The organism is Patulibacter minatonensis DSM 18081 (assembly GCF_000519325.1).
GTDB classification, from domain to species: Bacteria; Actinomycetota; Thermoleophilia; order Solirubrobacterales; family Solirubrobacteraceae; genus Patulibacter; species Patulibacter minatonensis.
Window position 1 is genome coordinate 2,749,642 of record NZ_KI912613.1, and the last position, 12,581, is coordinate 2,762,222.

The window sequence follows — 12,581 nt, forward strand, 5'->3', positions numbered from 1 at the left end:
CCGGGGCGTCTCAGCCGTGCGGCTGGACGCCGCGGCTGTCGAGGACCTCGTCGTACACCGCCCGATAGCGGTGGACCCACGCGGAGGCCGTGAAGTCGGCCTCGTACCGCGCGCGGGCGGCGAGCCCGAGGGCACGACGGCGGGCGTCGTCGCCGAGCAGCTCGACGATCGCGGCGGCCAGGGGCGCCGGCTCCGGGGTCGTCCCGAGGAGCAGGCCGACCTCGGCGTCGACGAGCTCGGGCATCCCGCCGACGGCGGTCGCGATCAGCGGCAGTCCGGCGGCCGCGGCCTCGATCAGCGCCATCGGCAGGCCCTCGGCCCGCGACGGCTGGATGAAGACGTCGGCGGCGTCCAGGACCTCCATCACGTCGGAGCGCTCGCCGAGGATATGGAACGCGTCGGGGCCGAAGCGCCGCTCGGCCTCCTCGAGGCGCGGGCGCTCCCCGCCGTCCCCGGCGATCATCATCACGGCGTCGGGGACGGCCTCGCGGACGGCGGCGAACGCCTCGATCGCGACGTCGTGGCCCTTCTCGGGCCGCAGGACGGAGAGCATGGCGATCACGGGCGCGTCGGGGGAGATCCCGCGCTCCTCGCGGATCGCCCTGCCGGCGCCGGGCCGGGCGATCCGCCCGATCGCGTTGCGGATCGCGACGACCCGCCCCGCGCGCTCGAACGGCGAGCGGAGGAAGCGGGTCCGGTCGGCCTCGCTGATCGCGATGATGCGGTCCGCCGCCAGGCGCCGGATGGCGTTCGTGACCGCCGCGACCTTGTGGTTGTAGAAGCCGGGCATGACCTCGGCGCGGTGCATCGTCGAGACCATCGGGATGTTCTGGCGCATCGCCGCGATCCCGCCGATCACGTCGGCGTACTCGAGGTGCGTGTGCAGCAGGTCGGGCGAGACCTCGCGGAGGTGCCGGTGCACGGCGCGCACGTCGTCGCGACCCACCAGGGACGTCGTCGGCACGTGGGTGACGGGCACCCCGGCCTCCATCGCCCGGAACCCGGCCTGGCCGGTCGCGGACCGGCCGATGTGGCCGACGGTGCAGCGGATGCCGGCCTCGTGGGCGGCGACGGCGAACTCGGCGACGACGGCCTCCGCGCCACCCGACGCGAGGTTGCCGGCGAGCACGTGCACGTGCAGGGGGCGGTCGGAGCCCCGGCGGATCGTGGAGGTCATCGGCGGAGGCGGTCCCGGTAGGCGCGGTTCATGGCGAAGTGCTGGGCTGCGAGGTCGAGGGCGATGTCGGCCGCGCTGCGGGTGTCCTCGACGTCCGCCGTGTCGGGCGTCGCGGTCACCCCGGCGACTGCCGGCGCGGGTGCTGCGGGTCCTGCGGCCGCTGCGGGACCAGCGGGTGCTGCGACGGTCTCCTGGACCGCGGGCGCGAGCGGCGCGGGGGAGAACGACCCCTCCGGCTGGGCCAGGTGCTGCTGGGTCGCCGGGACGATCGCAGGGGAGAGCGTGACAGCCGGGGCGGTCCGGAGTGCGGGCGTGGCGCGCTGCCGCTTGAGCACGCGGTCGACGACGGGGTCCAGCCCGAGGTCCGTCGCGGTCCGGGTCAGCATTCCGGGCGTCACGAGCCGCAGCGCCAGGACGGTGCCGACGAGACCCAGCACGAGGCCGAGCAGGAGCTCGAGGACCGGCGGCGCGTTCCACAGGACGACGCTGCCCAGCGCCGCCCCGGCCGCCGCCCCGATCCCGGCGACGATCGAGGGGAGCAGCGAGAAGAGGATCCCGGACGACCGGATCCCGAGCGACATCCGCGCCCAGACCACGAAGGACGCCGCGTAGACCACCGCCGCGCCGGTCCCGACCCACGCCACGGCGGACAGCCCGCTGTCGGAGGCGATCGACATGCCCACGTAGAGGATCGGGACGTGGATCAGGTGCAGCCCGACCATGCCCCACTGCTTGCCCTGGGCCTTGCCGGCGTCCCCGAGCGGGAAGATCAGGGTGTGGACGAACGCGGTGACCGCGACCGCCCGCAGCACGGGGGCGGCCTGCCGCCACGTGTCGCCGAGCAGCACGTGGATCATCGGGTCGGCGAGGACGAGCATCAGCGTTCCGACGGGCACCGTGTAGAGGGAGAGGACGGTGATCAGCTTCAGCGTCGCCTCGTTCATCCCGTTCCCGCGGCGCCTGGAGAGCGCCGGGAACGCGACGCCCGCGACCATCCACGTGATGTTCGAGATCAGGAGCTCGGGCAGCCGGTACGCGATCGTGTAGACGCCGAGCGCGATCGCGCCGAGCACGTGTCCGACGACGATCGTGTCCGCGCGGGCGGACAGCAGCGCGACGACCTCGAGCGCGGCCGCGGCGCCGCCGTAGCCGATCATCGTCCGGGCGATCGCCTTGTCGAAGACGAGCCGGGGGCGGAAGCCCGTCATGGCCCACAGCAGCGCGACCCAGGTGGCGGTGCCGGCGAGGAGGCCGATGACGAGCGACTCCGCCCCGGCCCCGGTGGCCGCCAGCGTGATCGAGACCGCGGCCTGCGCGACGGCCTGCCCGACCTGCGGGACGATCCGCCGGTTGAACGCCATGTCGCGCAGCAGCAGGCCGTCGTGGACGTTCGCCAGGGCGGCGATCAACAGGTTCAGGACGCCGAGCCGGAACAGCCACGCGGCGTCGGGCGCGCCGAAGAACGAGGCGATCGGCCCGGCGAGCGCGACGCCGATCAGGGTCAGCACGAGCGCCAGGCCCGCGTTGACGGTGAAGGCGACGTGGACGCGGCGGGAGACGCCCTCCTCCTGCTCGTAGACGACCGCGGCCTGCATGCCGAGGTCGCTGCCGAGCTGCAGGAACGCGAGGAACGCGACGACCGCCCCGAGGGTGCCGAACTCGCCCGGCGCGAGCAGGCGCGCGAGCACGAGCACGGCGACGAGGCCGAGCACCTTGCTCATCGCGAGCGACGCGACGGACCACAGCACGCCGCGGCGCATGGCGCTACCCACGGAGGCCGGCTCCTCCCGGGGCGCGGGCGGGCCACGGGACCCGACGGACGGCGGGGGAGCCGTCGTCCTCGGCGTCGCACGACCGCGCCTTCGCGGCGGCGACGGCGAGCATGCCGGGCCCGAGGGCGATCAGCACCCACCACACGCGGTCGCTGCCGTTGGCGACGAACGTGGACCCGGCGAGCGCCCCGAGCTGGCCGACGAACACCGCCGAGGCCATGTGGGCGAGATCGTGCCGCCCTCGTCGTCGCCATCGTCTGGCGGCGACCAGGCTGCTGCCGATGCAGGAGCCGAACGACGCGATCAGGAGCGCGAGGCCGATCACCCCGTTCTCGGTCAGCGCCTGCAACCAGATGTCGTGGGTCACGAGGGCCTGGTCGATGATCAGGGACGCGGACTGCAGGTCGTCGGCGTCCTGGGCGTACTCGTGCTCGACGACGACGAAGTTGCCGGTGCCGACCCCGACGATCGGGTTGCGCTTGGCGACCTCGACCGCGACGCGCCAGATGTCGGTGCGGCCGGTGCCGGTGGTGTCGTCCTTCGTCAGGCGGTCCATCGCGCGGGGCTGGAGCGCGAGGAACCCACCGAAGAGGACCAGGGCGACGAGCAGCGCCGCGAGGATCCGGGCCCGGTAGCCGCGGAGCACGACGAGCGCGGCGAGGATCATCACGACCGCCGCGATGATGCCGCCGCGCGACTGCGTGGCCACGAGGCCGTAGAGGAGGATCGGCACGGCCCCGAGCAGGGCGACGCGCCAGAGCCAGTGCATGCGCAGGGCCAGGAGCCCGGTGATGATCGCCAGCGCCCCGACGATGTCCGCCGCCAGGTAGTTGGGGTCCGTGATGCCGATCGCCAGCCGGCCCTCGCCGGGGTCCAGCGACGCGACCTCGGAGACGTTCGCCGTGCTGCCGGTCGCGAACGCGATCAGCACCGCCAGGGTCGCCCCGGTGACGAACCAGGCGAGCACGACGACCATGTCGCGCGGGCGCGTCACCGCCATCACGAGCACCGGCAGGACGCCGGCGGACACATACCACGCCTTCAGCGACTCGACGGTCGCGGCGGTGTCGGTCGACCAGAGGTAGGAGAGGGTGCTCCAGACGATCATCAGCGCCGACGCCAGCAGCACCCATCTGGTCCGCCACAGCGCGGTGCGGATGTGCGGCAGACGGTCGACGAGGGTCCCGGCCCACCCGGCGAGCAGGACCACCGACGTCCCGGTGACGGCGCCGTGCGTCCCCGGCGCGCCGGCCAGGAACAGCGCGACGATCCAGATCCCGACCGCGACCGGCAGGTCGAGCAGGATGAACGCCACGAAGACGAGGCCGCCGATCGAGGCGACGCCGAGGCGGGGCTCGATCGCCGCTGCGACACCGGCGATCGCGGCACCGCCGAGGAGCCCCAGGAGGATCAGGGGCGGGGGGAGCCGCGAGAGGCGGTCGAAGGTCTGGACGGTGCTCATCGGCGAGGAGGCAGGGTCTCGCGGTAGACGTGCTCCACCGTGCGGGTCACCGCCTCCCAGGTGTAATACTCGGCGTGACGCGCCGTCGCACGCGCTGCGCGATCTCGTGCAGCGTCCGGATCGGCCAGGACGGCGCCCAGCGCGGCGGCCATCAGCGCCGGATCGCGCGGCGGGACCTGGAGCGCGGTGCCCTCCGGGATCGCGTCCGGCACCCCGCCGACGGCGGTCGCGACGATCGGCACGCCCGACGCCATGTACTCGAGGAGCGCGACGGGGAAGTTCTCGAGGTCCGACGCCAGGAGCGCGACGTCGCAGGCGCAGAGGACGGCCGGGACGTCCTCGCGGCGGCCGAGCCAGAGGACGGCGTCCGTGACGCCGAGCTCGTCGGCGAGCCGGTCGAGCTCGGACCGGGTGCCGGTGCGCGCGTCGCCGTCGGGGCCGGCGCCGACGACGACCAGGCGGGCCCTCGGGTGGTCCCGGAGCAGCAGCTGCAGGGCGCGCAGCGCGGTGTCGTGGCCCTTCTCGGGGCGGAGCATCGCGCTGATGACGATCGCGTGGTCGTCGGGGGCCAGGCCGAGGGACGCACGGGTCGCCGTCCGCTCGGCGTCGGTCGGGCGCGGCATCGTGGGCGCGCCGTTGGCGATCACGCGGATCTTGTCGGCGGGCACGCGCTCGTGCGCGACCAGGGCGTCCCGCGACCACGACGACGGGCAGATCACGCGGTCGGCGAACGGCGCGACGATGTACGGGTTGACCGCGGCCTCGAAGCCGCCCTCGCGTATCCCGCCCGAGCGCAGGACCGGCGTGTGCTCGTGCGCGACGAGGATGCGCGCTCCGCCGAGCCCCTTCAGGAGCGGGCCCCACGCGTTGGAGCCGTAGAGGTGGGTGTGGACGACGTCCGTGCGCCGGCGGCGGATCTCGCGGACCGCCGGGGTCCACTCCCAGGCGTTGCGCATCGGTCCGCGGTCCAGCGGCAGCACGCGGACCCCGCGCTCGCGCAGGGCGGCGACGGCCGGGCTGTCCTCGGTCTCGCGCGAGCCGACGACCGTGACGTCGTGCTCGAGCGCCTGTCGGGCGGCGAGCTCGACGACGGCCTTCTCGGCCCCGCCGCCGCTGACGCGGTCGATGACCTGGACGATGCGCAGGCGGTCGGCGCTCACGACGCCGGCCTCCGCAGCGGGCGCGGGGCGCTCTCGCGGAGCTCCGCCCGACGGGGCAGGAGCTTCACGGCGGTCGTGAGGAACCCGAGGCCCCAGGTCGTGTGCATGGTCACGAGGATCGCGGCGAGCGGGCCCGCGTCGCGCGGTGCCGGGCGCAGCCGGGCGACCTGGGCGGCGACGGCCGCGCCGTACACGGCGGTCAGGACGCGCCCGACGCGACCGACCCGTCCCGGGAGGAGCGACGACGCGAGGACGACGGGCAGGAGCGACGCCGTCAGGCGGATCGGCCCGCAGCTGCCGGGGTGGCGCGTGAACGTCCACGCGCGGTACTCGCCGTAGCGCCGGTACTGCGTGCCGAGGCCCTTCAGCGAGTTCCGGGGCACGTAGCGCGCCGCCATGTCGCTGCGGCAGACGAGCCGCCAGCCGCGCTCGAGCGCGCGGGACGCCATCTCGGAGTCCTCGTTGACGATCCAGCGCGGGTCCCAGCCGCCGAGCGCGTCGAGCGTCTCCCGCCGCCAGACGCCGACGAAGACGCTCGTGGTGAGCTCCCACTCGTCGACGTCGGACGCCTCGTCCTCGCCGCGCCACTTGTCCGACGCCCCGCGGCCGAGGCTGCCGCCCAGGGCAACGGCGACGAGCCCGGACCAGCGGTCGCGACCCACGGGGACCGGGGGGCCGGAGACCCAGTGGACGTCGCCCCGTGCCAGGCGCTCGATGCCGAGGCGCAGGTAGTCGGGCGCGTAGTCGGTGTGGGCGTCCATCCGCGCCACGTAGCGGCCCCGGGCGGCGCGCAGGCCGATGTTCAGGGCGGTCGGGACGATGCGCTCGGGGTTGTGGAGGACCCGGATGCGGGGGTCGGACTCCGCCATCCGCTCGAGGATCCCGACGCTGTCGTCGGTCGATCCACCGTCGACGAACAGCAGCTCGAGCGTGCCCTCGTGGTCCTGCGTCCGCATCGCCTCGACGGTGCGCTCGAGGTGCGCGGCCTCGTTCAGCACCGGGATCAGGACGCTGACGTCGACCTCGGGATCCGCACCGGCGAGCGGGCTCCCTTCGACCTCGGGATCCGCGCCCGCGCCGGCCACGCGGGGGCCCCCATCGACCTCGGGATCCGCGCCCGCGCCGGCCGCGCGGGGGCCCCCATCGACCTCGGGATCCGCACCCGCGAGGGGGCTCCCGTCCACGGGACGTGCGTCGTCGGGCCTCACGCGGCGGACCTTACCCGGTCGATCGCGCGCCGCCGGGCGCCTCCGTGCGGGCGCCCGAGGACGGCTTCGTGCGGGGCCCGGCGAGGACGGCCGGGGTCGGCGCGAGGGGCACCTGCGGTCGGACGTCGGACTCGAACGACCGTGGCGGGCCGCGGTCCCGGGGTCGAGGTCACCTCTGGTCGGATACCGGACATGAGTGACCGTGGCGGCCCGCCGTCCTGGGGCCGCGGCCACATCTGGTCGGATAGCGACCATTGATGACCGCGTCGGTCGGTCGGCCCGACCTTCGGTCCCAGCCTTCCGGCCCGGCCCCGTCCCGGCCTCCCGGCCGACCCTCAGGCGGCGACGGGCGTCGGCAGCGGGGCCTCGCGGGGGTACACGTCGCCGGAGGTCGTCGCGGTCGCGGCGGCGACGGCGAGGAGGTCGTCCTCCTCGATCCGGGGGAAGCTGCCGAGCACGTACGCGGCGGCGGGCGGGCGGACCTCGAACTGGTCCTCGAAGAGGCTGACGCGGATCGTCTCGACGAGGATCGCGACGTGCAGGAGGACCGACCGGTGCTTCATGTGGAAGAGGTCGTTCCCGAGCTTGATCGCGCTCTCCTCCGTCGTCCGCGCGTACCCGCTGCGGACGCGGGCCCAGCCGGTGATCCCGGGACGCACGCCGTGGCGGTAGGGGAACAGCGGCAGGTCGTGCTCGAGCTCGGCGGAGATCCCGACCTGCTCGGGACGCGGGCCGACGATCGCCATGTCGCCGCGCAGCACGTTGAACAGCTGGGGGACCTCGTCGAGGTGCGTCTTGCGCAGCACGGCGCCCAGGCGGGTGATGCGGGCGTCGCCGGGGGAGGACCAGTCGGAGCCGGTGCCGCGCATCGTGCGCAGCTTGAGGATGCTGAACGGCCGCCCGAAGCGCCCGACGCGCTCCTGGCGGAAGAACGGGCTGCCCTCGCGGTCCAGGGCGATCAGCGGCAGCAGGACGGCGATCAACGGCGCCGCGGGGATCAGGAGGACGAGGCTGACCAGGACGTCGACGACGCGGCTGCCGCGGGAGCCCTTCGCGTGGCCCCAGGGGTCCGCGAGGTCGGCGAGCCACGCGGCGTCGACCGACGCCAGCGGCACGACGCCGAGCGCGTGCTCGCAGAAGGTGTCGAGGTGCGTCGCGCTGATCGGGCCGCGGCGCATGGCGGCGGCGACGTGCCCGAGCACCGCGGGGCGCGACACGTGGTCGGTGTGGACCAGCAGGTCGGCGCCGTGCTGCGCCATCAGGTCGTCGAGGCCGACGAGCGAGTCCGTGCCGGCGACGACGCGGAAGCGGCGGGCGCCGACGGCCTCGATCGTCCGGCCCAGCTCGATCGTCTCGTCCTCGGTGCCGAGCACGACGATCCGCGTGGCGCCGCGACGACCGGCGAGCTCCTCGGCGAGGACCAGCCCGGCGATCGCGCCGACGGCTCCGAGCAGCACCGAGCCGGGGGCGGGGAGGGTCCCCCAGACGGCGAGGGCGGCGAGCCCGCCGCCCGCCGTGCACGCCACGACGAGGAACGCCGTGATCGCGTGGCGCGCCAGGGGCATCGTCGAGATCGCGGTCGGGCGGCGGGCGTCGAGGACGGCGGCGGCGAGGAACGCGACGGCCGCGAGGATCCCGGCGTGGAGCCCCCCGACGAGCAGGACCGGCAGCGCGGCGAGGACCGGGACGGCCGTGCGGAGCGCGCCGACCGGTGGCCGGCGGGCGCCGCGTGGCGCGGTCGACGTGGTGGTGGCGGGGCGACCGGCCGGGAGTGACTCCGGGGTCGTGGACCCACCTCGAGCATCGGTGCGCAGCATCACGACGATCATGGGCCGGACGGTCGGTCTCCACCATCGGTCCAGACGGTGATCCGCAGGACGAATCGCGGTCCCCTCCCGGCCGTCACCGGGGGTGGACCGCCTCATCCACCGAACGGTGGACGAAGGTCCGATCACGCGGGTCGGCCACGCGGCCGACGATGCGCTCCCCGCGCCCCGGCCGGAATCGCCGGCGGGGCGGCCTCGTCCGCGCGGCGCGGGCGACCCCCGGACGGGGTGCACGCCATGTTTCACCGGCCGGAGGCCCCACACCGGTTTCGTATGCTCGCCCTCCCGTCCCGCGGGAGACGCCCCCTCGGCCGCCGAGGACCCGGTGTCGTCCGCCCGGCGGCACTCACCATGACGCACGCGAAGACCCGATCCGACACCGGCGACGCTCCTTCCTGGAACGTCGTCGCCTCAGTGCGACGCCGTTGGTGGGTGGTCGTGCTCGTCGTCGTCGTGGCGGTCGTCGTCGCCGCGGTCGCGACGGCCGCCCGCACGGCGAAGTACGAGGCCGCGGCCCAGATCCTGGTCACGCCCTACACGCAGAACGACCCGCAGCTCGCGACGATCCGGATGGTGCGCCAGTCCAACGACGGCGCGCGGGACCTCCAGACGGCCACCCAGCTCCTGACGTCCCCGCAGAACTCGCAGACGGTCTCCAGCGCGCTGCGCGGGGTCGTCTCGCAGTCCCAGGTGGACGGTGCCGTGCGTCTGGAGCCGCAGGGCGGCAGCAACATCGTGCTCGTCAAGGCGACCTTCACCGACCCGAAGCTCGCGGCGCAAGTAGCGAACTCGTACGCCACGGTCGCGGTCGCGCAGCGCAACAAGGAGGTCTCCGACCAGGCCCGTGCGCAGCTCGACGCGATCGCGAACGTCCGGACCGCGGAGCTCATCCCCGTCCGCTCGCAGCTGCGCAACCTGCGCAACCAGGGCGACCCGACCGTCAAGGTCACGCAGACCGCCGAGGTCCCGGACGGGACGACCGGACCGTCCGACGCGGCCGTGATCCTCGCCGCCCTCGTGGCCGGCTTCGTGCTCGGCGTCGGCGGCGCGGTCCTCCTCGACCGCGGCGACCGGCGGGTCCGCGACCGCGCCGGGTTCGTCACCGCGGTCCCCGTCCCGGTGCTCGTCGGCGTGCCGCCGTCCCCGCGCGGCCGGTCGGGCATCGACATGCCGGCCGGGGTCCGCGAGGCGTTCCGCACGCTGCAGATCCAGCTCGACCTGCGCGAGCACGACGGCTGCCGGAAGATCCTCGTCACGAGCGGCAGCTCCGGCGACGGCAAGACCACGACGGTCCTGAACCTCGCCTTCGCGCTCGTCAGCGCCGGGCACCGCGTGATCGTCATCGACTTCGACCTCCGCAAGCCCGACGTGGGCCGCCAGCTCGACGTCACGGACCCCACGAGCCTCGTCACGACGCTGGCCACGGGCGAGCCGCTGACGGCGATCATGCGCCCGGCGCCCCGGCTCCCGCCGCTGCGCGTCGTGCAGGTGTCCGCCGGTCCCGGCGACGTCGCGATGCTGCCGATCCTCACCCAGCGCATGCAGGACGTGCTGGCCGAGGCGTCGGACCTCGCCGACTACGTCCTCATCGACACGACGCCGATCGGCGAGATCAGCGACGCGCTGCCGCTCATCGACTTCGTCGACGACGTCCTCGTCGTCGGCCGTCCCGGCTCGACGGACCAGCGCGCGCTCGACGCGATGTCCGGGCTGTTCGAGCGGGCGAACGTCACGCCGACGGGCTGGATCATCACCGGCGCCGAGACCACGTCGTCGAACTACGTCGACGGCTCCGGCCCCGGCGGCATCCGCGGGCTGTTCTCGCGCGGCTCCACGCCAGCCGGGCGCTGAGCCGCGGTGCCTCCCGTCCCGGCCGCGATCGCTCCGGCGGACGCCGAGGACGGGGTCCGGCGGGTCGGGGGGCTGCTCGTCCTCGGGGCGGCGCTCCTCGCCTGGCTGGACGGCGGCTTCGACACGCCGCGGTGGACGGTCACGGCGATCGTCGTCCTGTGGGCGGCGGTCCTCTGCGGCTGGAAGTCGCGGACGGCGCCCTTGGACCGCCTCGTGCTCGTCGCGCTCGGCGCCTACGCGCTGCTCTGCGCGTGGACGCTCGCGTCGGTCCTCTGGGCGGACACCCCGGGCCGGGCACTGGAGGGCGCGGGACGGACCGCGCTCTACGGCCTCGTCCTCGCGATCGGCCTGCTGCCGCGGTGGCCGCGGACGGCGCTCCGCCGGCTGCTGGGCCTCGTGGGGGCGGCGGTCACGCTCGTCGCGATCCTCACGCTGCTCCGGATCGACGCCGCCGACGCGCCCTCGCGCTTCTTCATCGACGGGCGCCTCGTCGCGCCGACCGGCTACGTCAACGCGACCGCCGGCCTCTGGGCGATCGCGCTGTTCCCGCTCGTCCACCTGGCCGCCGGCGGGGCCCGGCACCCGGCGCTGCGGGTCGCGGCCCTGGCCGGTGCGGGGATCGTCCTGCAGACGTCGCTGCTCTCGCAGAGCCGCGGCGCGATCCTCGCGATGGGCGTCGCCGCCGTCGTGCTCGTCGTGCTGACGCCGAACCGCGGCGCGGTGCTCCTGACCTTCGGGGCCCTCGGCGCGGCGACGGCGCCGGTCGCCTCGGCGCTCACGAACGTCCGCGGCGCCCCGTCGGTCGCGGTGCTCGCCGATCGCCTCGACACGGCGGTCGGGCGGATCGCCGTCGCGGTGCTGGCGCTGGCCGCCCTGGGGGCGCTGTTCCAGCTCGTCCTGCGACTGCTCCCGGGGCACGCGCGGGAGACCCTCTCGTGGCCGCTGATCGGCAACGGCGTGGCGCTCGCGCTGGTGGCGGTCGTCGTCATCGGCGGGACCGCGAAGGTCGGCAACCCGGTCTCGTGGGGGAAGGACCGCGTCCACGAGGCGCTCTACGGGGGCTACGCCGGGGTGCCGACGACGGGCGACCGCCTGACCTCGTCGCTGGGGTCCAACCGCGGAGACATGTACCGCGTGGCGATGAAGGCGTTCCGGTCCAAGCCGCTGACCGGCGTCGGGGCCGAGGACTTCCAGCCGTTCTACCTGGAGTTCCGCGATTCCGACGAGGCGCCGCGCTACGCCCACTCGCTCGAGCTCGGGATCCTCTCGGGCCTCGGGATCGTGGGTGCGCTCCTGGCGCTGGTCGCCTACGGCGCGCCGGTCGTCTCCGCGCTGCGCCGCCTGCGACGGGTGGAGACGCCGACCCGGGCGGGGATCGCCGCGGCGCTGGCGGGCTTCACCGCGTGGCTGGCGGGCTCCAGCTGGGACTGGACGTGGGAGTTCCCGGCCCTGACCATCCTGGCGTTCCTGCTGCTCGCCGCGGCGGCCCGGGCGACCGAGTTGGAGGGGACCGCGCCGACCGCGCAGCTCCGGGCGATCCGGGAGCGCGCCCGCGCCCACGGGGTCGCGGTGCCCGGGGTGTCGCCGCTGGCGCCGCTGCTGCCGCGGTCGAACGCCGGTCGCGGGATCGCCGCGGGGGCGCTCGCGGCCGCGCTCGCCCTGACCGTGGCGCTCGGCTCCGTCGGCTACGCGGCGTACCTCCTCAAGCGCGGCTCCGCGGCCGCGCGGACCGACCCCGTGGCGGCCGCCAGGGACCTCGAGCGGGCCTCGCGCTTCAACCGCCTGGACTCCGACGCGCTGCTCAGCCGCGCGATCGTCGTCCGGCGCACGGGCGACGAGGACGGGTGGCGGCGCAACCTCGAGCAGGCGCTCGACCGGTCGCCGAAGGACTGGTTCGCCCAGTTCGAGCTCGGGATGGCCGACGCGCGCGCCGGCAGGCGGACGGAGGCCCTGGCCGCCCTGCGCCTCGCTGCCCGGCTGAACCCCGAGCAGGAGCTGATCGGCGACGTCGTGACCCTGGTCCGCCGGGGCCGGACGGTGAACCCGACGGAGATCGAGGTCACGATGGCCAACGGCCTGAAGGCGCGGCTCGCGCCGACCCAGTAGCCCCTGGCCCGCGTGCCGC

8 protein-coding genes are annotated in these 12,581 nt (G+C 75.0%); 2 read left to right on the forward strand and 6 right to left on the reverse strand.

Annotation, left to right across the window (positions count from 1 at the left end):
• Positions 1-10 precede the first annotated feature (10 nt).
• The 6 genes from PATMI_RS34525 to PATMI_RS34530 form a co-directional block, all read right to left on the reverse strand.
• The gene (locus tag PATMI_RS34525) at positions 11-1,177 is read right to left on the reverse strand and encodes a glycosyltransferase family 4 protein (RefSeq protein WP_051471519.1); all 1,167 of its coding nucleotides are present in this window, start codon (positions 1,175-1,177) and stop codon (positions 11-13) included.
• Complete coding sequence (locus PATMI_RS0112685; protein WP_157260740.1) at positions 1,174-2,949, reverse strand: lipopolysaccharide biosynthesis protein; 1,776 nt, start codon at positions 2,947-2,949, stop codon at positions 1,174-1,176. The genes PATMI_RS34525 and PATMI_RS0112685 overlap by 4 nt, the downstream gene beginning before the upstream one ends.
• A complete protein-coding gene (locus tag PATMI_RS0112690) occupies positions 2,942-4,411 on the reverse strand; it encodes an O-antigen ligase family protein (protein ID WP_026911163.1) in 1,470 nt (489 codons plus the stop codon). The genes PATMI_RS0112685 and PATMI_RS0112690 overlap by 8 nt, the downstream gene beginning before the upstream one ends.
• The gene (locus tag PATMI_RS0112695; protein ID WP_026911164.1) at positions 4,408-5,571 is read right to left on the reverse strand and encodes a glycosyltransferase; all 1,164 of its coding nucleotides are present in this window, start codon (positions 5,569-5,571) and stop codon (positions 4,408-4,410) included. The genes PATMI_RS0112690 and PATMI_RS0112695 overlap by 4 nt, the downstream gene beginning before the upstream one ends.
• Positions 5,568-6,656, reverse strand: a complete 1,089-nt coding sequence (locus tag PATMI_RS0112700) for a glycosyltransferase (RefSeq protein ID WP_169738363.1) — start codon at positions 6,654-6,656, stop codon at positions 5,568-5,570. The genes PATMI_RS0112695 and PATMI_RS0112700 overlap by 4 nt, the downstream gene beginning before the upstream one ends.
• Positions 6,657-7,114: 458 nt before the next feature.
• On the reverse strand, positions 7,115-8,608 hold the full coding sequence (locus PATMI_RS34530; RefSeq protein ID WP_051471521.1) for a sugar transferase: 1,494 nt from the start codon (positions 8,606-8,608) through the stop codon (positions 7,115-7,117).
• Positions 8,609-8,956: 348 nt separating this feature from the next.
• Here PATMI_RS34530 and PATMI_RS0112715 point away from each other — a divergent pair, with 348 nt between their 5' ends.
• Together PATMI_RS0112715 and PATMI_RS0112720 are read left to right on the forward strand one after the other, a co-directional pair.
• Positions 8,957-10,456: a polysaccharide biosynthesis tyrosine autokinase gene (locus PATMI_RS0112715; protein WP_169738364.1), complete on the forward strand. Its 1,500-nt coding sequence runs from the start codon at positions 8,957-8,959 to the stop codon at positions 10,454-10,456.
• A 6-nt stretch (positions 10,457-10,462) separates the two neighbouring features.
• On the forward strand, positions 10,463-12,562 hold the full coding sequence (locus PATMI_RS0112720) for an O-antigen ligase family protein (RefSeq protein WP_026911167.1): 2,100 nt from the start codon (positions 10,463-10,465) through the stop codon (positions 12,560-12,562).
• The last annotated feature ends 19 nt before the right edge of the window (positions 12,563-12,581 follow it).

Excerpts from the sequence above, each read along its gene's own strand:
- PATMI_RS34525 (WP_051471519.1), bottom strand. The coding sequence starts at position 1,177 with ATGACCTCCACGATCCGCCGGGGCTCCGACCGCCCCCTGCACGTGCAC.
- PATMI_RS0112690 (WP_026911163.1), bottom strand. The coding sequence starts at position 4,411 with ATGAGCACCGTCCAGACCTTCGACCGCCTCTCGCGGCTCCCCCCGCCC.
- PATMI_RS34530 (WP_051471521.1), bottom strand. The coding sequence starts at position 8,608 with ATGATCGTCGTGATGCTGCGCACCGATGCTCGAGGTGGGTCCACGACC.
- PATMI_RS0112715 (WP_169738364.1), top strand. The coding sequence starts at position 8,957 with ATGACGCACGCGAAGACCCGATCCGACACCGGCGACGCTCCTTCCTGG.